General features: G+C 65.6%; 14 protein-coding genes and 2 pseudogenes. 9 read left to right on the forward strand and 7 right to left on the reverse strand.

Annotation, left to right across the window (positions count from 1 at the left end):
• Positions 1–199 precede the first annotated feature (199 nt).
• From JEY66_RS10085 to JEY66_RS10110, 6 genes and pseudogenes are all read left to right on the forward strand, one after another.
• A pseudogene (locus JEY66_RS10085) lies at positions 200–2,074 on the forward strand (PAS domain-containing protein); the annotation flags it as partial.
• Entirely contained in the window at positions 2,071–2,721 is a 651-nt protein-coding gene (locus JEY66_RS10090) for a response regulator transcription factor (RefSeq protein ID WP_016847675.1), read from the forward strand. The pseudogene JEY66_RS10085 and the gene JEY66_RS10090, both read left to right, overlap by 4 nt.
• On the forward strand, positions 2,714–3,100 hold the full coding sequence (locus JEY66_RS10095) for a response regulator transcription factor (RefSeq protein WP_016847674.1): 387 nt from the start codon (positions 2,714–2,716) through the stop codon (positions 3,098–3,100). The genes JEY66_RS10090 and JEY66_RS10095 overlap by 8 nt, the downstream gene beginning before the upstream one ends.
• Positions 3,090–3,785 (forward strand): response regulator transcription factor, encoded by a 696-nt coding sequence (locus tag JEY66_RS10100; protein ID WP_016847673.1) that lies wholly within the window; start codon positions 3,090–3,092, stop codon positions 3,783–3,785. Before JEY66_RS10095 ends, JEY66_RS10100 begins: the two co-directional genes overlap by 11 nt.
• 410 nt (positions 3,786–4,195) lie before the next feature.
• Positions 4,196–6,196 (forward strand): autotransporter assembly complex protein TamA, encoded by a 2,001-nt coding sequence (locus tag JEY66_RS10105; protein WP_018273425.1) that lies wholly within the window; start codon positions 4,196–4,198, stop codon positions 6,194–6,196.
• On the forward strand, positions 6,196–10,545 hold the full coding sequence (locus tag JEY66_RS10110; RefSeq protein ID WP_018273424.1) for a translocation/assembly module TamB domain-containing protein: 4,350 nt from the start codon (positions 6,196–6,198) through the stop codon (positions 10,543–10,545). The genes JEY66_RS10105 and JEY66_RS10110 overlap by 1 nt, the downstream gene beginning before the upstream one ends.
• Positions 10,546–10,564: 19 nt before the next feature.
• Here JEY66_RS10110 and JEY66_RS10115 read toward each other — a convergent pair whose 3' ends face one another.
• Positions 10,565–11,338 (reverse strand): SDR family oxidoreductase, encoded by a 774-nt coding sequence (locus JEY66_RS10115; protein WP_016847669.1) that lies wholly within the window; start codon positions 11,336–11,338, stop codon positions 10,565–10,567.
• Positions 11,339–11,473: 135 nt separating this feature from the next.
• Here JEY66_RS10115 and JEY66_RS10120 point away from each other — a divergent pair.
• From JEY66_RS10120 to JEY66_RS10130, 3 genes and pseudogenes are all read left to right on the forward strand, one after another.
• Positions 11,474–12,383 (forward strand): annotated as a pseudogene (locus JEY66_RS10120) (LysR family transcriptional regulator).
• 64 nt (positions 12,384–12,447) lie between these two features.
• Entirely contained in the window at positions 12,448–13,068 is a 621-nt protein-coding gene (locus tag JEY66_RS10125; protein WP_038376671.1) for a hypothetical protein, read from the forward strand.
• A 216-nt stretch (positions 13,069–13,284) separates the two neighbouring features.
• The gene (locus JEY66_RS10130) at positions 13,285–14,058 is read left to right on the forward strand and encodes an SDR family NAD(P)-dependent oxidoreductase (protein ID WP_018273423.1); all 774 of its coding nucleotides are present in this window, start codon (positions 13,285–13,287) and stop codon (positions 14,056–14,058) included.
• Between the two features lie 12 nt (positions 14,059–14,070).
• Here JEY66_RS10130 and JEY66_RS10135 read toward each other — a convergent pair whose 3' ends face one another.
• The 6 genes from JEY66_RS10135 to JEY66_RS10160 all read right to left on the reverse strand — a co-directional run bounded on the left by JEY66_RS10135 (position 14,071) and on the right by JEY66_RS10160 (position 22,517).
• Complete coding sequence (locus tag JEY66_RS10135) at positions 14,071–16,410, reverse strand: TonB-dependent receptor (protein WP_259171286.1); 2,340 nt, start codon at positions 16,408–16,410, stop codon at positions 14,071–14,073.
• A 472-nt stretch (positions 16,411–16,882) separates the two neighbouring features.
• The gene (locus tag JEY66_RS10140; RefSeq protein ID WP_016847665.1) at positions 16,883–17,557 is read right to left on the reverse strand and encodes an RraA family protein; all 675 of its coding nucleotides are present in this window, start codon (positions 17,555–17,557) and stop codon (positions 16,883–16,885) included.
• A gap of 183 nt (positions 17,558–17,740) precedes the next feature.
• Complete coding sequence (locus JEY66_RS10145) at positions 17,741–18,766, reverse strand: amidohydrolase family protein (RefSeq protein ID WP_016847664.1); 1,026 nt, start codon at positions 18,764–18,766, stop codon at positions 17,741–17,743.
• Positions 18,767–18,788: 22 nt separating this feature from the next.
• Positions 18,789–20,117: an MFS transporter gene (locus JEY66_RS10150; protein ID WP_016847663.1), complete on the reverse strand. Its 1,329-nt coding sequence runs from the start codon at positions 20,115–20,117 to the stop codon at positions 18,789–18,791.
• Between the two features lie 29 nt (positions 20,118–20,146).
• A complete protein-coding gene (locus tag JEY66_RS10155) occupies positions 20,147–21,478 on the reverse strand; it encodes an MFS transporter (RefSeq protein WP_018273422.1) in 1,332 nt (443 codons plus the stop codon).
• A gap of 52 nt (positions 21,479–21,530) precedes the next feature.
• A complete protein-coding gene (locus JEY66_RS10160; RefSeq protein ID WP_018273421.1) occupies positions 21,531–22,517 on the reverse strand; it encodes a hydroxyacid dehydrogenase in 987 nt (328 codons plus the stop codon).
• Positions 22,518–22,554 lie beyond the last annotated feature (37 nt).

Genomic DNA, 22,554 nt, shown 5'->3' on the forward strand with positions numbered 1-22,554 from the left:
CGACCGACGGGCCGCCCTGCTGCTGCGTGTCGCGTGGGGCCTCGCGTTCGTCGGGGCGATTGCCGTGCATTTCCATGCGCACGACCCCCAGAGCGCTGCGCTATCGCTGGCGCTGTTTGCCGTCCTCGCGCTTTGCATCGGCGAGATCGTCGCGATCCCGTCGTCGGCAAAGCTGAGCGCCGATGCGGTACAGGCCATGCGGATCATCGAGAGCATGCCGGCCTATACCTGGTCGGCAAGCCCGGATGGTCACATCACCCATGTGAGTGCGAGTACGCTGTCCTATCTCGGCGAGCTCGCTGACAAGACCGGGCTGTTTCACATTCTGGACAATGCCGGCTGGCGGCGCGCGATCCATCCCGACGACTATGCGCAGGTGATGGAGATCCGCCGCCATTCGCTGAAGACCGGTCTCCCGTTCGACGCCGAGTATCGGGTACGCGGCTCGGACGGGACCTATCGCTGGTTTCGGTCGTTCGGTTCGCTGTCGCGCGATGAGCAGGGCGAGCTGGCCGGCTGGTACGGCACGATGATCGATATCGAGGCGAAGAAGCAGGCGGAGGACGCGCTGCGCAAGAGCGAACGCCAGCTTCAGCAACTGATCGACGCGGTGCCCGCGCTGATCTGGAGCACGACGCCGCATGGAACACCGACCTATGTCAACAAGCGGTTCAAGGTCGCAACCGGTGCTTCCCTCGAAGACATCACGGCGCCCGACGGATCGCCCTCGCTGAGTGTCGTTCACCCGGACGACAGGGCGGCCGCGATTGCGGCGATCACCCACTCGTTCAGGACGGGCGAGCCTTACGTCATGATCTATCGCCAGCTCCGCGCCGGGGGTGCCTACCATTGGACGGAGACCCGCGCCGAGCCGCTACGTGACGATGCCGGCGATATCATCCAGTGGTACGGCGTGAGCGTCGATATCCACGACCTGGTGACGGCGCAGGAAGCGGTGAAGGAGAGCGAGCGATCGCTGCGCCAACTCGTCGAGACATTGCCGGCCATGATCGATTGCGCCGCGCCGGATGGCGAGCCGATCTATCGCAGCCGCCAGCTCCGCGAGTTTCTCGGATACAATCTCGAGGAACTCGACGGCAATGAGAAGGGGCGCCTCGAAGCGACGCTCGACGCCGGCGTCCATCCCGACGACCTTGACGGCGTCAAGGAGCGATACGCGCACTCATTGGCGTCGGGCGAGCCATATGCGCGCAGGCACCGTCTGCGGCGTTTCGACGGCGAGTATCGCTGGGTCGAGACCCGCGCCGGCGCGATGCGCAACGCCGATGGCGCCATCGTGCAGTGGAACGTGATCTGTCTGGACATCGACGCCGAGGTGCGGACACAGGAAGAGTTACGAATGGCGCAGGCTGAGCTTGCCGGTGCAAGCCAGGCGGCGAGCCTTGCGGAGCTCTCCGCCTCGATCGCGCACGAGGTGAACCAGCCGCTGGCCGCCGTCGTGGCCAATTCGCACGCCTGCCAGCGCTGGTTGACAGCGGACCCGCCAAACCTGGAGCGGGCGCGCAAGACGGTCGAACGGATCATCCGCGATGCGAACGGCGCCGCCGAAGTCGTGAGCCGCATCCGTGCGTTGTTCAGGCAATCGCTCGACAAGCGAAACAGTGCGGAGCTGGGTAGCATCATCGCCGAAGTGCGCGAGCTGATGTCCGAAGAGGCCGTGCGGCGCCGCATCCGGCTCGATATCGATGTCGAATCCGCCATACCGCCCGTGAAAGTCGATCGCGTCCAGATCCAGCAGGTTCTGAGCAACCTGATCCGCAACGGCATGGAGGCCATGGAGCGGGCCGTCGGCGACAGATCGATCCGGATCCGCCTCGATCGGATCGAGGATGCGGTTCGGGTCAGGATCAGCGACCGCGGTCCGGGCGTCGAATTCCCTGACCGGGTTTTTCAGCCGTTCTTCACGACGAAGGAGTCCGGGATGGGCATGGGCCTCGCAATCTGCCGCTCGATCGTCGAGTCGCATGGCGGGCATTTGTGGGCGGAAGAAAATGAGCCGCACGGCGCCAGCTTCATTTTCACATTGCCGATCGAGGCGAACAGGGTGACATGACGGCCGAGGAGCAGATTGTCTTCATCGTGGACGACGACGAGCGCATTCGCGAGGCGTTGAGTGAGCTGCTGGCCTCGCATGGCGTCGAGACCGCGACGTTCGCTTCGGCCGGGGCGTATATCGATGCCGAGAAGCCGGACCTGCCGGCCTGCCTGGTGCTCGACGTCGAGCTGCCCGACATCAACGGGCTCGATCTGCAGGGGCAGATCGCGCAGGGCGATCATCCGCCGATCGTGTTCATCACCGGGCATGGCGATATCCCGTCGTCGGTTCGTGCCATCAAGCATGGCGCGCTGGATTTCCTGACCAAGCCGTTCAGCGATGACGACGTGATGGCTGCGATCCGGGTGGCGATCGCCCAGGACCGGGTCAGGAGGGCGGATCGCGCCGAACTCTGCGGGTTGCGGCAGCGTTACCTCAGCCTGACGCCGCGCGAGCGTGACGTGCTGCCGCTCGTGGTCAGCGGCCTCATGAACAAGCAGGCGGCGGCGGAACTCGGCATCAGCGAGGTGACGCTCCAGATCCATCGAAGGAATGTGATGCAGAAAATGGCGGCGGCATCGCTCGCCGACCTCGTGCGCAGTGCGCAACGGCTGGAAATTCCCGTCACCCACTCCCGGCGCGGCGGAGGGACCGATCGTGAGTAAGGGTGGGCGGGTTGTCGCAGTTGTCGACGACGATCCGAGGCTGGTTGAATCGCTCGCGGAGCTGCTGGAATCCGCGGGCTATCAGACATGCTGTTTCTCGTCGGCGCAGGCGCTGCTCGCTGCCGGCTTTGCCAACATGGACGTGCTCATCACCGATGTCGGCATTCCCGGTGTCGATGGCTTCGAGCTTCGCAGGCGCGCCTTGAAGCAGCGGCCGGACCTGCCGGTGTTCCTGATCAGCGGCCGCCATGAGGTGGCGGATCAGAGCCGTGCGCAGGGATTGAGCGGATTCTTCCGCAAGCCGTTCGATGGCCGGGCGCTGCTCGCCGCGGTGGATGATGCCCTGCGCGGCGGAGGGGAGGAGAAGAATGAGGATTGATGCGCCGCTGCAACGACGACCGCCGTCAACCCGGCCGCTGTCGGGCGACAATGCCGCGCAACCCGTCGTCCTGATCGTCGATGACGATGCGTCGGTGCGGGAGGCGCTATCCGAATTGATCCTGTCGGTCGGCTTCCAGTCGATCGGCTTCGCTTCCACCAGGGAGTTGCTCGAGGCGGATGTCCTGCAACGCCCCGGCTGCCTCATCCTCGACGTGCGGATGCCGGGTTCCAGCGGTCTCGACCTGCAAGCCGATCTGGTCCAGAACGGCAATCCCAAGCCGATCATCTTCCTGACCGGACATGGCGACATTCCGATGACCGTGCAAGCGATGAAGGCCGGCGCCATCGACTTCCTCACCAAGCCGGTGCGGGACCAGGCGCTGCTCGACGCCGTGCTCGCCGGCATCACGATGGATGCGGCGCGCCGACAGCAGGCCCTGGTCGTCAAGGGATATCTCGAACGCGTCAGGACGCTGACGCCGCGCGAACGCGAAGTGCTTCACAGGGTTGCGCATGGTGGCGTCAACAAGCAGATCGCCTTCGAGCTCGGGATCAGCGAGGTGACGGTGAAGCTGCATCGCTCCAACGTCATGCGCAAGCTGCAGGCCACTTCGATCGGCGACCTCATCCGGATCTGGGAGGCGCTGCCGAAAGCGGTGCGCGAGACCGCCGTCGACGGATGATCCTGGCGGAAGCGAAGCAGGCACTCTTCCGCCAGGCTGAGCAAGAACTCGATCAGCCGTTGGAACAACATTTCGCCCGATGACGCGGCTCTCGGCTGATCTGCCGACGGTTCCAGCGTCAGTGCCAGGCGATGCTGATGGCGCGACGCGTGTGACGGATTGTTTGCAAGATGTGGTTGCCGGAACCGATGGTGGCGCGCATCGGAGATTGGATAACTGCGACGAACATCGAGGTTCCCTTGGGTTTGCCCAACATTGTCCATCATGAGTCTATCAACTTCGCGTGTGGTGCCTGTTGAACGCGGAGACAGGGGATCGCCGGAACCCGAGGTGCAAAGACTCGGGTCGTGTCAACAGGCAGGCGGAGCGGAACAATCAAGCAAATTGTGGTGCGACGATGCCTGCCATCTTTGCTGGGGCGGGCAAGGCAAAGGTATTTCATCGCTGCAGCGCGACGCGTTCTGCGTTCAGCGTGCGTCGCTGTCGTCGGTTGCTCGCTGTGCGAGCAGGCCCACGCGCTCGATTTCTTTGGTCTGTTCGGTTCCGACGATCCGCCGCCGGTCAGCGCCACGACGCTGTCCTATCGGTTGGAGATCGAAGCCAAGACGCCGGAGGGCAAGAACGATAGCGACGCCGAACAGGCATTGCGCGATGCCGCCGGCACCTATCGCCTCCGACAGGAACCGCCGCCGGACGGGGAAGGTCTCGCGCGCCGGCTGCAGGCGGATATCAATCCGCTGCTCGATGCCCTTTGGGGGCTTGGCCGCTACAACGCCCAGATCGATGTGACGATAGATGGAGTTCCAATCTCCCTCGACGAGATCGGGCTTGCCGCGGCGGCGCGTCGGGCCGACAGCTTTCGCAATCGGACCGTTGTGCCCGTCAAGGTGATCGCGCGACTTGGTCCGTTGTTCAAGCTGCGCGCCGTTGATGTAGACTATCCGCGCGACCAAGCGCCGCAGGGATTGCCGCGCCGCGCGTTTGCGCTGAAGTTCGGCGATCCCGCGATCTCTGCCGACCTGCGCGCCGCGCAGGTGAAGCTCGTCGACTGGTTCCGCAGCAACGGACATCCGCTCGCGAAGGTCGCCGACGTCAAGGCCACCGTCGATCATGCCGCCGCCGCGATGGACCTCCGGTTGCGGGTCGAAGCGGGCCCCAAGGCCGGCATCGGCGCCGTGACGATCTCGGGCGGAGATGTCGATCCGCGAGTGGTGGCCACGCACGTTTACCTGAGGGAGGGCGAGCCCTATTCGCCGGAGCGGCTCGTCTTGGCGAAAACCTCGATCGCAAAGATCCCGGCCATCGGGGGAATTCGCGTCCGCGAGGCCGACAAGCTCGACGCCAATGGCAACCTGCCGGTCTTCATCGATTTGACGGAAAGGCCCAGGCACGCGGTGGGCCTCTCGGCAAAATATTCCACTGTCGATGGTCCCGGCATTGCAGGCTATTACGAGGATCGGAACATATTCGGCGGCGGCGAGCGCCTGAGGCTCGAAGCGTCCGCCTCACTCCTGCAACGGATCGACGGCACGTCCTTTACCGGCTTCAATAATCTGAGCGGCTCGGATTTCGGCGCACGGTTTACCGGCACCTTCATCAAGCCAGGCTTGTTCGGTACGGCCAACGATCTTCTGATCGAGGCCACCGCGTTCCGCGAGCGTGTCGGCAACAACGACCTCGGCGGTTACACTGACGACACGGTGCGCGGCACGTTCGGCGTGATCCATCGCTTTTCGGAGGCGGCTTCGCTGCAGGCCGGTCTCCAGGTCGAGCAATCGAAATCGCAGGACGTGCTGGGGCGGGTCGATGCGACATTGATCGGCTTCACGGCGACCGGCCGCTACGACACGACAGACAATCCGCTCGACCCGACGCGCGGTGTGCGCCTCTCGGCGACCGTCAATGCCTATCCGAAGCTGATGGGTTCCACGATCGATCTGTTCGAAGCGCGGGTTGCGGGCTCGGCCTACTATGCGCTCGACGAGCAGGCCGACTACGTGCTTGCGGGTCGGTTGGCCGCAGGCTCGCTTGCGGGCGCGCCGCTCGACCAGATTCCGGATGCACATCGCTTCTTCGCCGGCGGCGGCGGATCCGTGCGCGGTTACGGCTTCAACACCATTTCGCCGATGATGTTCGGTCAGATCACCGGTGGTCGCGGCCTGATCGAGGGCTCCGCCGAGGTGCGGGTCAGGATCACGCCCACCATCGGTCTCGTGCCATTCTTCGACTTTGGCACCGCCTCCCGATCGTCCCTGCCGGGCTTCGACGATTATGTGGGCTACGGCGCGGGACTTGGCTTGCGTTATCTCACGCCGGTCGGCCCGATCCGCCTTGACGTTGCAACACCGCTGAACCCTCGCCCCGGCGACAGCCGCTACGCGATCTATGTCAGCATTGGGCAGGCCTTCTGATGCGCATCCGACGGCTGTTCATTGTCGGTTCCGCCGTCGCGGCCTTGGGCCTCATCGCTGCCGCAGTGCTCGGTATCGTTCTCTACGGAATGGCGGGCGGGAGCGGCGAGAACCAGCAGGATGTGCTGGCTAGTCTTGTCTCGCGGACGCTTTCGACGCCGGCGACCCAGGTCCATGTCGGCGCCGTCGATGGCGTGCTGTCCTCGGATGCCACGGTCCGCGACGTCAGCATCACCGACAAGGACGGCGTCTGGCTGACGCTCGACAAGGCGCGCCTCGTCTGGCGACGCAGCGCACTGTTGCTGGGGCGGCTGGAAATCGACCGCCTCGAGATCGGCACGCTCGAGATCAAGCGAAAACCACTTCCGTCCGACCAGCCTGCCGCCGAGTCCGATCAGCCGATCCTGCCCGACCTTCCGGTGAAGGTGCAGGTGAGGGCTTTCGACCTGCGGGCCTTGACGCTGGGACAGTCGATTCTGGGTGAAGCCTTGAGTGTCGCGGCGACCGGCAATACCGAGCTCGGCTCGCCCTCGGAAGGGCTCGTCTTCAACCTCGATGCCACCCGCAAGGATTTCCCGGGCCACTTCAAGGCCGCTCTCGCCTACGTTCCGCAGGGAAATGCGCTTACCCTCGACGTCACGCTCGACGAGCCGGCCCACGGACTCATGTCGAAGCTCGGCCATCTGCCGGGCGAGCCGCCCGTCACATTCGCACTGGGCGGCAAGGGCACGCTCGACAGCTTTCGTGGTGCCCTGAAGTTGCAGGCCGGCCCCACGATCGATGCGACCGGCACGATTACGCTTGACCGAAACGGGCCGGGCCGAGTGCTCGCAACGCGCCTTGCCAGCCATCTCGAACCGTTGTTGCCGGCGATCGCCGCGCCGGTTTTCGCCGGTGAAACCCATCTCGACAGTACGACGCATTTTGGTGACGACGGCAGCGTCGCCCTGGACGGGCTGACGCTGACGAGCCGCCTCGCGCGGCTCGACGCGAAAGGTCTGCTCCGAGCCGACAAGGTCGTGGATTTCGCGGCCTCCATCCGCGCCTTGCCAAGCAACGGCGACGTGACCGAGACTGACCAAGGCTCGATCCGCAGCCTCGTCTTCGACAGCCGCGTCAACGGCCCAATCAAGGCTCCCGCAGCATCGATCAAGCTCACGCTGTCGGGTGCTCATCTGCCGGACGGAGACGTCGAGGCGCTTGATGCTTCCATCACGGCCGTTCCTCGTGCCGAGGCCAGCGATCCGGCAACGCGCATCATCCTTGACGCGAACCTGCGCGCTTCCGGCATTGCGCCACGCGACGCGAGTTTGGCGGCCGCGATCGGCGACACCGCGTCGCTCGTGCTCCACGGCGATACGGACCTGGGCGGCCGCGCCAGGATCGAGCGTCTCGAGATCGGCACATCAACGGTTCAGGCAACCTATGCAGGTGATGTCAGCGCCGGTCGCCTGAATGGCCGGGCAACCGGAACGGTGCCCGACCTCGGCGCCTTTGCCGACCTTGCCGGGCTGAAGCTCAAGGGCTCGGTGGCGTTCGGCCTCGATCTCGACACGGATCTCCAGCGTGGCAGCTTTGATATCAGGATGTCAGGTGCCGGCGAGAAGCTTGCGACGGGACTTGCGCCGCTCGATGGGCTCGCGGGGGCGCGGCTCGCACTCGCAGCCGACATCTCTGGCGACGGCCGCGACACTTACACGGTCCGCGGCGCGTCGATCGATGGTGCCCATGTTGCGGTTCGCGCCAAAGGAACAGTGACGCGCGACTCGAGCGACCTGTCGGTGCGTGTGGACTTGCCGGATCTCGCGGCGGCCGATGCGCGCCTCACCGGTACGGGAGCTCTCGACGTCGGTCTCACCGGCGGGCTCGCGCATCCCGGGGTTTCGTTCGCGGCCTCGGTGGATCGCGCCACCGCCATGCGGCGCCCGATTCCGCATCTGGCGCTCGCCGCGACAGTCAACGACATCAACGGGGTCTGTGCTGTCGAGGCCAAGCTCGACGGCTCCGTCGACGGCAAGCCGGCGCGCGGGATTGTCCAGGTGAGCCGTCGATCGTCGGAGCCCGACGATCGCGCAGCTCCCGCCTTTGCCGGATGGCACGCAGAGACCATCGACATCGCGATCGGATCGGTATCCCTGAAGGGGGCAGCAACGATCGACGCACAGAGATTCGGCAGCGGGCAGATTCGCTTGGCAGCCGGGGCGCTCGCCGACCTCTCGCCGCTTGCCCTCACAGAGCTCGCCGGTTCGGCCTCACTCGATCTTGCCGCTTCGGCCGATGGCGGCCAGCAGTCGGTTCGGCTTGCCGGTAAGGGTGCCGGAATCCGCGCCGCGGGCACGGCCGTCCGCAGTTTCGATCTGCGCGCCGATGGCGCCGATCTCTACGGCCATCCGGTGCTCAATGCTGATGCGCAGGTCAACGGTGCCGAGTTCGGCGGTCAGACGGTCTCAAATGTCACGCTAACGGCCAAGGGCAATGCCGATGCGAGCACGATCGGTCTGTCCGCCAAGGCTGCCGGCTTCGATCTCGATGCCGCGGGTGCACTGACCACCAGGGAGCGGGTGCGGTTCGATCTCAACCGCTTCACTGCGCGGCGTGGCGCCAAGGGAATCGCGCTGCAGGGCCCCGCGGGCTTCACGCTCGACGATGGCACGGTGTTGATCGAGCATCTGGCGCTCGCGATTGGACGTGGCCGCTTCACGGTGGATGGCAAAGCCGGCCAGGTGCTCGACCTCAAGGCCATGGCCACCGCGATCCCGCTCAGCGAGGCCGATGTCGCGATACCCGGTTTGGGCCTGAGCGGGAGCCTCGACGCGTCAGCCGCGATCGCGGGCTCCATGAGCGCGCCGATCGGCCAGTACAAGGTCGCGGTCAGGCAGCTCGCCGCGCCGCAGACCAGAAGCGCCGGCCTGCCGCCGATCGACGTTGCCGCGGACGGACGGCTCGATGGCAGCCGCGCGAGCCTGAACACCACAATTGCCGCGGGAAGAGCCGGCGCGATCACGGCGTCGGGCACGGTGCCGCTCGACGCCACGGGTCCGATCGCGCTGACCGCGAAGGGCCGCCTCGATGCCGCCATCGCCAATGCCGCGCTTTCCGCCTCCGGCCGTACCGTATCCGGCAGCGTCGCGCTCGATGCCCATGTCGGCGGCACGCGCACCAAGCCTCAGATCGGCGGTGTCGCCAACTTGAGCGGGGGTACCTTCCGCGACAGCATGCTCGGCACGCGCCTCGACGCCGTCGAGGCGAAAATCACCGCCGAAGGAGAGCGCGTCGTGGTGGAGCGCCTGGCCGCGGTGACGCCCAACGGCGGCACGTTGTCCGGCTCCGGTCAGGTGCGGGTCGCTCCGGATGCAGGCTTTCCAGGCACGGTCTCGATTCGTGGTCAGCAGGCGACGCTTGCCTCCAGCGCGCTGGCGACCGCGCAGGCCAATCTCGCCATTGACGTCACAGGCGCCCTGGCGCGCGATCCGCGGATCGTCGGTCGCGTCGACTTGACCCGCGTCAACGTCGATATCCCGGATCGCCTGCCGTCGACGCTGAAGCCGATCGAGGGCATCAACCATGTGAACGCCTCGGGACAGGCCGCTGCACGGCTCGCGGCTGCGCGCAAGGCCGAGACGCCGAAAGGCAACATGAAGCGTCCGGCGCTCTTCAACGCAGCGCTCGACGTGACAGTTTCGGCGCCGAACCACGTCTTCATCCATGGCCGCGGGGTAACCGCGGAACTCGGCGGCTCCGTTCATGTTGGCGGCACGAGCAATGCGCCGGTTCCGAAGGGAGCCTTCTCGCTCTATCAGGGCAAGCTGGTGGTGCTCGGAAAGACGCTGACCTTCACCAAGGGCAATCTCTCCTTCAATGGCGATCTCGCGCCCGAGCTCGATTTCGCGGCAGAGATACAGGCCTCCGACATCACCGCGCAGGTCGGAATCTCGGGCCCGGCGGCCGCGCCGGCCTTCGCCTTCCATTCGCAGCCCGAGTTGCCGCAGGACGAGATCCTGTCGCGCATTCTCTTTCAGAAAGCTTCGGGCAGCCTGACGACCTCGCAGGCCGTGCAGCTCGCAGGGGCCGCGGCTCAGTTCGCCAGCGGTGGCGAGGGAACGGTGGACCGCATGCGCCGCTCGCTCGGGGTCGACAATCTGGACGTCGGCGCCGGGGCGGGCGGTCCGATGGTCGGCGCCTCGCGCGCGATCGGCGACAGGCTGAGCGTGGGTGTGCGGACGGGCGCGAGCGCCAGTCAGTCAGGAGTGTCGGCCAATGTCGACGTGACGCGCCATATCCGCGTCGAGTCGGATGTCGATGCGAAGGGCTCGACATCCGTCGGAGTCGGCACGCGATTCGAATGGTAAAGGTGACCGAGATCGCGCCTCACTTCGTGGTGTAGCCGCCGTTGACGAGGATGGTCTGGCCGGTCATCCACCAGCCGTCCGACACCAGCAGGCGGATCCACGGCACGATATCCTTGATATCGGTGAGGCCGGTCCTGGAGAAGCCTGACAGCGCCGCCGCCGATTTGTGATAGGCGACCGCGTCCGCGCCTTCGGCCGGATAGAAGAACGGCGTGTCCATCGGACCGGGGCCGATCGCGGTAACCGAGATGCCGCGCGCGCCGAACTCCTTCGATGCCGCGCGGGTGAAGTGCTCGACCGGCGCCTTGGTGCCGGCATAGGCGGCATAGAACGGCGTGTAGGCGCCGAGCAGCGAGGTCACCAGCGTGCAGATCTTGCCGTTGTCGTTGACGTGACGGCCGGCCTCCTTGAGGAAGAAGAACGCGGACTTGGCGTTGACCGCGCTCATCGCGTCATGTTCAGCCTCCGAGATCTCGACCATCGGCTTCTTCAGCACCTTGCCGACGGTGTTGATCGCGATGTCGGGACGGCCGATCGCGGCGACCGCGTCGGTGAACAGCTTCTCCATCGCGCCCGATGTCGTGAGGTTGGCCTGGAAGGCGACTGCCTTGCTGCCTGCGGCCTGCAGCGCCGCCACCGTCGCGTCGGCATCGGCCTTGGTTGCCGCGCTGTTGTAGTGGATCGCAATCGCCTTGGCGCCGTGGGCGGCGAGATCGCGCGCGATCAAGCCGCCCAGATTCTTGGCGCCGCCGGCGATGATGACGGTCTTGTCCTTGATGCTGTGGTCGGTCATGGCATTCGCCTCTCCAGGTCTCGCGGCCGCGCCCTGCGGCCGCTTTCTGGAGACGACGATATCGTCTAGGATTTGCCGATAAAGCCATGCATTCTGATCTCACTTGTCAGAAATGGCGAACAATCGGGGACGATTTTGGACCGCGTCGACCTGTTCCGTATCTTCGCCCGCGTCGTCGAGTGCGCGAGTTTTACGCGGGCGGCCGACACGCTGGGCCTGCCGCGCTCATCGGTCTCGTCGGCGGTCGCGGAGCTGGAGCAGCGCGTCGGCGCGCGGCTGCTGCATCGCACGACGCGAAAGGGTGTCGCCCACGCATGACGGCGCGGCCTTCTACGAGCGAGCCTTGCGCGTCGTTGCCGATGTCGAGGAGGCCGAGACCCTGTTCCGCCATGCCGCCGCTGAACCGTCGGGCAGGCTCAGGGTCGACGTGCCCGGGCGGATCGGCCGCCTGATCATCGCGCCGGCGTTGCCGGCTTTCCTTGATCGCTATCCGCAGATCGACATCGATCTCGGCGTCACCGACCGTGCCATCAACCTGATCGAAGACTCCGTCGATTGCGTCGTGCGCGTCGGCCCGCTGGGCGATTCCGGTCTGATCGCGCGGCCGCTCGGCAATCTGACGCTGATCAATGTCGCAAGCCCCGGATATCTCGCGCGCCACGGCACGCCGCGCACGCCCGACGATCTCGGCGCGCATTGGGCGGTCAACTACGCCTCGCCCTCCACCGGCCGCATCGAGGAGTGGGAGTGGAGCGAGCAGGGCGCGTCGCGCAGCATCGCGATGCGCGGCCGCGTCACCGCCAACAGCGCCGAGGCCTATATCGCCTGCTGCCTCGCCGGCCTCGGGCTGATCCAGATTCCCGTCTACGACGTGAAGCGGCATATCGATGCAGGAGAGCTCGTCGAGCTGATGCCGCGGCACCGCGCCGCGCCGATGCCGATGACCTTGCTCTATCCGCACCGTCAGCATCTGTCGCGGCGGCTGCAGGTGTTTGCCGACTGGCTGACGGATCTACTGAAACAGAAGCTGCTCGCGGCGGAGTAGGGGGCGCAGGCTGGCGTTCCCGGTCGGTGGGACGTATAATCCCGCCGCTCGTGACGGTAACCTGATGACCACTTTGGTAAGTAAACTCGGCCCCGCAATCGCAGTGTTGGCGCTGTGCCTGAGCGGCCAACAGGCCAATGCCCAGGCCGGCCCGGTGCGCTACTGGACGCCGGGCTCGCTGTTCGGCTTCGGCGGCAGCCTCGCCGACGGCCAGAAGGCGGATACTTACGGAAACTTTCCGAGCTTTGACGCCGCCGGCGCGCAAGGCGGCGATTTCTCATATCTGAACGGCCGGCCCGACGGCTGGTTCGCCGGCAGCGAAGGCGGTCGCGTTGGCTGGAACGCGCTCGGCCAATCGGCGGCGTTCGGCTCGCTGGAATATCAGGGCGCGCAGTTCGGCTACAACTTCAGGGGTGTCGGCAATACGCCCGTGACCTTCTTCGCCGGCTTCGACACCCTGAAATACAATCCGCCCGGTGCCGGCGGGCCGCTGGCGCCGTTCAGCGGCAATCCCGGCGTCAACGCCGGCTATTCTGCGCGCGCGGGCCTCGAGTTCCGGCCGACTTCGAATCTCAGCCTGTCCTTCGGCGCGAGCTTTACCCAGCAGGGGGCGGAGCGCATGGACAGCGACATCCATTCGCAGCTGCTGCCCGGCCAGTCTCCGGTCCTGTTCGGCGGCCGGTAAAGCGCGATGAGAATCGTCATCGCGCTTTAGCTCTTTGTTTGAGCATGATCTCCGCGCAAACGCGTCCCGCGTTTGTCGCGAGGGAAAACCGCTTCGCACTTTTCCGGATCATGCTTTAGCGCGTTAGCGCAAGACCGCGGCGCGGCGGTCCTGATTCAACCCAAACCTTCAGCACCCAAGAAGGCTCGAAGTCACGGGCACAGTCAGGATCGAAACATGGACATGCAGGGCAAGATCGCACTCGTCACCGCCGCAGCGTCGGGCGCCGGCCGCGCCGGGGCGCGCATCCTCGCGCGCGAGGGCGCGGCAGTCGCGGTGGTCGACCAGAACGAGGCCGGCGCGAAGGCGGTGGTCGACGAGATCAAAAAGGGCGGCGGGCGCGCGCTGGCGCTGACCGGCGATCTGCGCGACGACGGCTTTGCGCGCGATATCGTCACTGCGACGGTGAAGGAATTCGGCGCGCTCGACTGCGTGTGGAATCATCTCGGCATTCCCGGTCCGTCCGTGATCGACGATCTGGAAGGCTGGGATCTCAGCGTCGATCTCAATCTGCGCTCGCAGCTGATCACCACCAACGCGGCGCTCGGCCAGATGACCGCGCGGCGCCAGGGCAGCATCCTGTTCACCGCATCGACCTCGGGCCTGGTCGGCTCGCCGTGGAGCCCGACTTATTCCGCGGCCAAGGCCGGCGTGATCGGCCTTGCGCGCGCGCTCGCCAAGCGCCACGCCAAGGACGGCGTCCGCGTCAACGCGATCTGCCCCGGTGCGATCGACACGCCGATGCTGCGGGTGTTCGTCAACCGGCCGGACCAGCCGGGCCACAACGAGGCCGACGCGGAGGAACTGATCAAGGCCGCGGTCACCCGCAATCCGATGGGCCGCGCGGCGCGCCCCGAGGAGATCGCGGAGGTCGCGGTGTTCCTGCTGTCGGACAAGGCGTCGTTCGTCACCGGCATCGCGATGCCGGTCGACGGCGGGACGGTGGCGTAGCGGGCGACTTACCTAGAACTTCGCCCGGATGCCGGCATAGGCGGCGAGCGGCATGCCGGGCACGAAGGTGCGCGGATCGGTCAGCTGGGCCATCAGATTGGGCGCGGCTCCGGCGCTGGCAAAGCCGCCGGTCTCGTAGAACGCGCCGCCGAGATAATAATGCTGGTTGAAGACGTTGTTGATCAGGCCGAACACCTCGATATTCGGCGTGATCTTGTAGGAGGTGTGCAGGTTCACGACCGCGTAGGCCGGGACCTTCTGGCTCTGGTTGGTGTCGTCGCCGACGAGCCACTGGCTGCCGACGACGTTGACGTCGGCGCCGATCTTCCATGCGTCGGTGGCGAGGTACTCGACACCGGCCTTGAAGCGGTGCGCAGGAATGCCCGGGATATGGTCGCCCGGCTTGACGTTGATGAACCGGACGTCATCGTTGTTCGGGTCGGTCAGGGCGTTCGGGTTGTCGGGAGCCGGCAACGTATTTGCGCTTCGATAGGTCGCGTCGATGAAGGTGTAGTTGGCATAGGCGTTCCAGCGATCGACGCGGTAGTCGAGCTTGGCCTCGATGCCCTGCCGCAGGGTCTGCCCCGCATTCTGGAAATAGCCGAAATTGCCTGTGCCGATGGGGCTCTGCACCCGGATGATGTCGTCGTCGGACAGAGTGTGGAACGCGCCGATGCCCCAGCTCAGCATGCCGGTCCTGGCATCGCGGCCCCAGCTGCCGCGGAAGCCGGCCTCGACAGTGTGCGACACCACCTGCTTGAGCGGCGGATCGGACACCAGGAAGGAATCGATGACGCAGGGGCGTGCCGGATCGGAGCAGCCGAGCTCAAGCGGCGTCGGCGCGCGGTTGGCCTCCGAATAGCCGGCATAGAAGGTGAGGTTCGGCGTGATCTTGTAGGTGCCGCCGATCACCGGGTTGAACCGCTGGAAGCGATTGTTGCTGTTGAGCTGCGGGTTGGTCCCGGTCTGGTCCTGGAGATCGATCTCGGCATAGTTGAATCGTCCACCTCCGGTGACCGAGAACCTGTTCGTCACGTCGAAGGTATCGGTGAGATAGACGCCGGTGTAGGTATTGGTGGCGCGCAGGTCGACCGGGGCGAGACCGGCGTCGGGCTGGTCGATGAAAATGCCGGTGCCTGTCACGAACAGGTTGTTCGGATCGATGGTGCCGAGCTCGCTGGTCGCCGTGAATTTCGTATTGCCGTGGTCGACGCTGACGCCCATCACGACGTGGTTGTCGTGCCCGAACAGCTTGTCCGAGTTGGTCAGCTGGGCCGTGCCGCCGAAGCTGTTGGTCGCGGCCCGGTTGCGGTCGACTTCGCCAAGGAAGGCGTTGCCCAGCGTGTTCGGAACCGAGGGACCTCCCGCCGGACCGAAAATCGGCAGGTCGTCGCCGATGCACAAACTGTCTCCCCCGTCGCAGGCATGCACGTCGGTGCCGTTGCCGTCGACATGGGTCTGTCGGAAGCCGCGGAAATAGGCGTTGCCCTGGAAGGACCACGTGTCGGAGAAATTGTGGTTCAACGTCGCGTTGACGAAGGCGAGCTGAAGCAGCGTCGTCTGCGGCCAGGTGTAGACGCTCGACCAGCGTTGATTGAGCATCTGCACCGGCGTTGCCGCGACATTGCCGAGGAGGTTGCTGGCGCCGGTGAAATTGATGTGGAATTCGGTCTGGTCGTTGCGCGCGCCGACGTCGATATACATGCGGTTGATGTGCGACGAATTGGCGTAGTCGCGCCAGCCGCGATCGTAGGCGGATTCGAACGCAGCGTAGGCGGAGATGTTGTCCCTCTGGCCGCCGGCCTGCACGCTCCCCTGCACCCGCCCGTAAGAGCCACCGAACAGTTCAGCCTCGGAGCCCTGATAGGTGAAGCCGTTCTTCATCTGGATGCTCAGCGCGCCGCCGATCGCATTGAGGCCGAACACCGGATTGTTGGGAAACAGCGCAACGCTGTCGATGGCCTTTTCCGGGATGAAATCCCAATTGACGACGTCGCCCCAGGATTCGTTGATGCGCACGCCGTTCTGATAGACCGCGATGCCCTGCGGCGTGCCCTGCACCGGCGAGGCGGTGAAGCCGCGGTAGTCGAGATTGCGCTGGAACGGATTGCCGGTCTGGTCGGTGAGCGTGACGCCGGGCAGCTTGCGGTTCACAGCATCGAGGAAGTTGGTCGAGTAGTTGTGGCTGAAATCCTGCGTCGTCATCACCGCGGTGTTGGACGGGACCTTGTCGCGATCAATCAGGGTGGAGTCGCGGTCGGAGGGGCCGGGTGCAGCGGTGCCGACATCGGGTCCCGCTGCCGGAGCAGCAGGTCCGGTTCGGGTTCGCGCGGTTCGCGTGGTCCGAACCACCGGCCGTGCCGCCGGCCTTGCGCTGCGGGTGCCGGCCAGAGGTGTGGGCGCAATCACATTGACGGGCGGCAGTTCAGTGGGGACCGGATCGGCCGTCTGAGCGTGCAGGACAGTCGATGGCAGTGCAGAGCCAATAACGGCCAGCGCGGCCGCAGCGCCGTGCGTATAGACCGAAGAAGACAAAAAACGTGTTGCCGCACGCAACAACGCACCAACCATGACGCCCACCCCTAAGCCGCGGTTCGGCTTGATCCCCCGACGAACCTTGGCTCGGAGACTGCGGGAACGCCCTTGCTTTGGCAAACGAGATCAATCCCGCGGGATCGGGATTCTTTTCCATCTGGAATCGGGAAAAATTCCCGATTTTGATGGACGGGCACGCGAACCCGATAAGGGCAGGACGATTCCGGCCGACTTGGCGCAAATTGGTGCCCAAAAGGCGGGCATCTCCGCCCTTTGGGACCGCCGATCGCTAGTCCTCGAACTCGCAGCCGAGGCGCTGCAGGGCCTCATCGACCCAGCGGCGGTCGCTGGTGCCGGCGAGGATTTGCTGGATGGCCTTTTCCTCGGTGGCTTTCTTGGCCTCGGTCAGCTTGCAGATCGCCTCGGCGTCGTCATAGGGCACGCAGAGCACGCCGTCGTCGTCGGCCACGACGAGATCGCCGGGCTCGACGATCATGCCGTCGATCGAGATGGCGCAATTGATCTCACCCGGGCCGTCCTTGTAGGGGCCGCGATGGGCGACGCCGGCAGCGAACACCGGGAATGATCCGGCGCGGATCGCGCCGGCATCGCGGATCGAGCCGTCGATCACGAAGCCCGCGACGCCCTTCTTCTCGGCCAGCGTCGACATGATCTCGCCGATGATGGCGTTGACCAGCACGCCGCCGGCATCGACCACGATGACGTCGCCGGGCTGCGCCAGGTCGATCGCCTTGTGCACCATCAGATTGTCGCCAGGACGGGTCTTGACGGTCAGCGCCGGGCCGCCGAGCCAGCCGCCCGCGTGCATCGGCCGCAGCCGGTTAGTGCCCGCGATCCGCGACATCGAATCGCTGATATTGGCGACCGGCAGCGTGCGGTAGCGCGCGACGAGATCGGGCGACACTTTCCGCTTCGCCTTGTGAATTGCAAATCCTATGGCCATCGGTTTTCTCCGAGATTGATTGGTTGAAGTCGATTGTCGGTCTTGCTGCTTGGTTGGACCCTCATGGTGAGGAGCGGAACGCGCGTCTCGAACCATGTGGCCCGGTTGGGGCCTGCATCCTTCGAGACGCCCGCCTCGCGGGCTCCTCAGGATCGAGAGTTGGAGTGCTTGTCTCGGCAACGTTCAATGCGCGCGGCGGTCGAGATGGGCGTTGAGGCGAGGATAGACGCGGCGGGCATTGCCTTCAAAGATCTTGGCCTTGTCCGCCGCGCTCAGCGGCAGCGCGTCGATATAGCGGCGGGTGTCGTCGAAATGATGCCCGGTCTCCGGGTCGATGCCGCGCACGGCGCCGACCATCTCGGACGCGAACAGGATGTTCTCGACCGGAATTACCCTGGTCAGCAGCTCGATGCCGGGGAGGTGATAAACGCAGGTGTCGAAGAACACGTTCTTCAAGAGATGCTCCGACAGCGGCGGCAGCTTCATGTCCTGCGCCAGGCCGCGGTAGCGGCCCCAGTGATAGGGCACCGCGCCGCCGCCATGCGGGATGATGAACCGCAGGGTCGGGAAGCGCTTGAATAGATCCGAGGTCAGGAACTGCATGAAGGCGGTGGTGTCGCCGTTGAGGTAGTGCGCGCCGGTGCCGTGGAAGCAGGGATTGCAGGACGAGGAGACATGGACCATCGCCGGCACGTCGAGCTCGACCATCTTCTCATACAGCGGATACCACCATTCGTCGGTCAGCGGCGGATCGCACCAATAGCCGCCGGCGGGATCGGGGTTGAGGTTGCAGCCGACGAAGCCGAGCTGCGTCACGCAGCGCTCCAGCTCCTCGATGCAGTTGGCAGGCTTGACGCCCGGGCTCTGCGGCAGCTGGCACACGGGGACGAAGTTCTGCGGGAACAGCGTGCAGACCCGGTGCACGAGGTCGTTGCAGATCGTGGTCCATTCGCGGCTGGTCGCTTCCTTGCCGACATGATGCGCCATGCCGGCGGCGCGCGGCGAGAAGATGGTGACGTCGGTGCCGCGTTCCTTCTGGAGGCGGAGCTGCGCGCCCTCGACGCTGGAGCGGATCTCGTCGTCGGTGATGCCGAGATTGGTGGTGAGCGGCCGGCGCGACTTGTCGGCAAGGCCGGCGAGCTGCTTGTCGCGGAAGATCTGCAGCTTGGCCGGCTCGGTGGTGTAATGGCCGTGACAATCGATGATCATGGTTGCTTCCTTGGTAGGGGTGTCAGTGTGCGACGGATGACGGGATCGCGCCCGTCAATTCCGTCTCGCGCGGCTTGACCCGCATGGTGGCGGCGATGGCGGAGGCGACGAGCAGGAAGCCGGCGATCCCGACCAATGCCCAGGAGAAGCTTCCGGTGGAGTCCTTGATCAGGCCGATGCACCACGGCCCGATCAGGCCGCCGAACTGCGCCAGCGTGTTGACCAGCGCGATCGAGGCGGCTCCGGCCGCGCCGGTCAGCAGCGAGGCGTTGATGCTCCAGAACAGCGGGTTGCCGGCATTGAGGCTGAAGCCGACGATGCAGAGGAACACGAAGGCCAGCACCGGGCTCGCCACATAGGCGCTGCCGAGCATCGCAACGGCGGCCAGCAGATAGACCGCCGCGAGATGAAACTTGCGATCGCCGGTCTTGTCCGAGCTGCGGCTGACCACGATGGTGCCGATGACGCCGAGCAGTGGCGGGATCGCCGAGAGGAAGCCGACCTGGATGTTGCTGAGATTGCCCATGCCCTTGATGATCTGCGGCAGCCAGAGCAAGAGGCCGTAGATCCCGACCAATGCGCAGCCGAACAGCGCCGCCAGCAGCCAGACCCGGATATCGAGGACGCATTCGATCAACCTGTGCTGCCCCTGTTGTTCGATCTCGGCCCGCTCGGCGGCGAGTTCGCCTTCCAGCCAGGCCGCCTGTTCTTTGGTGAGCCAACTCGCCTTGGCCGGGCGGTCGGTGAGATAATAGAGCGTGAACAGGCCGAACAGAATGGTCGGCACGCCCTCGGCGAGGAACATCCATTGCCAGCCGTGGAGACCGGCAGTGCCATCGAACCAGGTCATGATGCTGGTCGAGATCGGCCCGCCCAAAACCGCCGAGAACGAGCCGGCGATGATGTATCCCGCCACCGCGCGGGCGCGATAGCGCGCCGGGAACCAGTAGGTGAGGTAAAGCACCACGCCGGGCATGAAGCCGGCTTCCGCGACGCCGAGGCCGAATCGCATGACGTAGAGGCTGAGCGGATTCCAGACAAAGGCTGTAAGCGCGGCGACGAGGCCCCAGGTGATCAGGATCCGCGCCAGCCAGATTCGCGCTCCGAGCCAGTGCAGCATCAGGTTGCTGGGCACCTCGAGTACCATATAGCCGAGGAAGAAGATGCTGGCCGCGAAGCCGAAGATCGCTGGGCTGAGGCCGAGGTCCTTGTTCATCGTCAGCCCGGCATAGCCGAGATTGATGCGGTCGAGATAGTTGAAGAACATCATCACGAACAGGATCGGGATCAGCCGCCAATAGACGCGGCGGATGGTCTGCTGTTCGAGCTCAGTGACGGACGCACCAGTCATTGCAATCCTCCCGTTCATTGTGATGGCGTTCATTGGGTCGCGACGCCATTTCGGATGTTGTTGGGGTGCTCTACCTCTCGTTCGGCAGGCAGCCGTTCGGCGCCGTCCGAAGCGGCGCCTGTCGCCATTGTTCTGAGATCGATGCCCTGCTGCTCGGGCAGCAGCAATGCCGCGCAGAAGGCGGCGGTGTAGCCGCAGATGGCGCAGATCGCCATTGCGTCGCCGAGATGCATCCGCGTCGAGAGAATGCCGACGGTCGCCGGCACGATCGAGCCGAGGCCGCGTCCTGCGCTCAGCGCAAAGCCGGCGCCGTTGGCGCGGATGCTGGTCGGAAACAGCTCGGCAAAAGTCGGCATCAGGCCGGAGGCGAGGCCGGCCTGCAGCGCGCCGAGGAAGAATCCGAGGATGACGGTGATGCCCTGGCCGATCGGCGCCTGGGTGTAGACCGCGACGTTCAACGCCTGGCAGACCAGGAACAGCATGAAACCCTTGCGGCGGCCGATGCGGTCGGCGATCAGGCCGAAGGCGATCGGTCCGACGAACGATCCGAAGATGTTGACGGCGAGATAGCCGGCGGTGTGCGTGACCGGCAGATGCAGCCCGGTTTGCAGATAGGTCGGCAGCCAGGTGATCATCACATAGGCTGCGCCGAGCGTGCCTGTGGTGAAGAAGGTTGCGACCAGCGTCTTGAACAGATGCTCACCGGTGAATATGGTCCAGAAGTTGTGCGTCGGCGAGGCGGCGCGCTGTGCCTTCTCCTCGACGAAGATCGCGGATTCCGGCACGAAGCGGCGGACGAAGAAGACCAGCAGCGCGGGAAGGATTCCGATCGCGAAGAACACGCGCCAGGCCATGTCCTGCGACAGCCAGCCGAAGATGACGGGAAACAGCGCCACCGACAGCGCATTGCCGACGGCGTATCCGCTCTGGATCGCAGCGGCGACGCGGCCGCGCATGCCGGCCGAAACCACTTCGGCGACCAGCACGGCGCCGACCGCGGCCTCGCCGCCATAGCCCATGCCCTGGACGGCGCGTGCGACCAAGAGATACCAGAAGCCGTCGGCAAAGGCGGCGGCAAAGGTCGAGACCGCGACCAGGAGGATGGTGAATTGCAGCACGCGTACCCGGCCGAACCGGTCCGCGGCAATTCCGGCGACCCAGCCGCCCAGGGCGGTGCCGATCAACGAGCTGGAAGCCAGAATGCCGGCGTCAGGCCGCGACAGGCTCAGCGTTGCGATCAGCGCTGGTGTGACCAGTGCGTAGATCGTCGTGTCCATCGAATCGAGCGCAAGGCCGCCGAAGGCGGCGAAGAAGGTCTTGCGTTCGACGGCGGACAGCTTCGACAGCCACCCCAGATTCATGTTCGTTTCCCCTGTTGATCGCAGCCTCTTGCCGGGCCGTTGGCTGCGAGATTTAAGGTGGGTCCAGCGCGACCGGATTGACCACATTGGCGCGATCGATGTCGCGTCGCGTGAGGACCGCCACGATGTTGCGTGCGGCCTCGACGCCGGTCCGCGTGATCGATGCGCCGGTTTGGGCTGCGATATGCGGCGTCACGATCAGGTTCGGCGCCTGCAGGATCGGCCTGTCCTGCGCCGGCGGCTCCTCCGCCAGCGTGTCGAGGCCGGCACCGGCGAGATGGCCGCTTCGCAGCGCCGCGCACAGCGCATCCTCGTCGACCAGCGCGCCGCGCGCGGTGTTGATCAGGAGGGAGCCGGGCTTCATGGCGTTGAGCCGCCCGGCATCGATCATACCGCGCGTCGCATCGGTCAGCGGAGCGTGCAGGCTGACGATGTCGGAAACCGCGAGCAACTCGCCGAGATCGGCGGCTTCGCGCGCCAGCGCCGGATCGACGCGGCCCTTGCTCCGGCCGAGCGCGACGACGCTCATGCCGAGCGCGGCCGCCGTGCGCGCGACATGGCGGGCGATGCGGCCGAAGCCGACCAGGCCGATTGTGCGGCCGCGGATTTCGCGGCCGCGATAGGTGGCGCGGTCCCAGGCGCCGGTACGGGTTCGCGTGTTCAGGCTGACGACGTCGCGCCCGAGGGCGAGGATCAATGCGATGGTGTGCTCGGCAACCGCAGGCGCATTCGCGTCGCCCGCGACCATCACCAGCACGCGACTGGCAGTCGCGGCATCGATATCGACGCTGTCGACGCCGGCGCCGTGCTTTGCGATCACGCGCAAATGCGGATTGCCTGCGATGGTGGCGGCGGAGAACACCGGATTGCCGCGCATCAGGATCGCCTGCGTCGGCGCCCGCGCCATCTCGTGCGCGAGACGTTCGGGCGTGACGGCATCGTGCATCAGCACGACATCTGCACCGATCTCGCTGAGGACATTGACGGCGGCCGGCGCGAGGCTATCGCCGGTGACGAGAACGCGAAACGAAGCGGTCATCTGCTATCGTCCGCTGCGAAATTGCATGGCTGACCCG

Origin of the sequence: Bradyrhizobium elkanii USDA 76 (assembly GCF_023278185.1) — a bacterium.
GTDB lineage: Bacteria > Pseudomonadota > Alphaproteobacteria > Rhizobiales > Xanthobacteraceae > Bradyrhizobium > Bradyrhizobium elkanii.

Bases quoted from the DNA above. Each gene is read 5' to 3' on its own strand.
- JEY66_RS10090 (WP_016847675.1), top strand. From the start codon at position 2,071: ATGACGGCCGAGGAGCAGATTGTCTTCATCGTGGACGACGACGAGCGC.
- JEY66_RS10100 (WP_016847673.1), top strand. From the start codon at position 3,090: ATGAGGATTGATGCGCCGCTGCAACGACGACCGCCGTCAACCCGGCCG.
- JEY66_RS10110 (WP_018273424.1), top strand. From the start codon at position 6,196: ATGCGCATCCGACGGCTGTTCATTGTCGGTTCCGCCGTCGCGGCCTTG.
- JEY66_RS10115 (WP_016847669.1), bottom strand. From the start codon at position 11,338: ATGACCGACCACAGCATCAAGGACAAGACCGTCATCATCGCCGGCGGC.
- JEY66_RS10125 (WP_038376671.1), top strand. From the start codon at position 12,448: ATGACCACTTTGGTAAGTAAACTCGGCCCCGCAATCGCAGTGTTGGCG.
- JEY66_RS10130 (WP_018273423.1), top strand. From the start codon at position 13,285: ATGGACATGCAGGGCAAGATCGCACTCGTCACCGCCGCAGCGTCGGGC.
- JEY66_RS10140 (WP_016847665.1), bottom strand. From the start codon at position 17,557: ATGGCCATAGGATTTGCAATTCACAAGGCGAAGCGGAAAGTGTCGCCC.
- JEY66_RS10145 (WP_016847664.1), bottom strand. From the start codon at position 18,766: ATGATCATCGATTGTCACGGCCATTACACCACCGAGCCGGCCAAGCTG.
- JEY66_RS10150 (WP_016847663.1), bottom strand. From the start codon at position 20,117: ATGACTGGTGCGTCCGTCACTGAGCTCGAACAGCAGACCATCCGCCGC.
- JEY66_RS10155 (WP_018273422.1), bottom strand. From the start codon at position 21,478: ATGAATCTGGGGTGGCTGTCGAAGCTGTCCGCCGTCGAACGCAAGACC.
- JEY66_RS10160 (WP_018273421.1), bottom strand. From the start codon at position 22,517: ATGACCGCTTCGTTTCGCGTTCTCGTCACCGGCGATAGCCTCGCGCCG.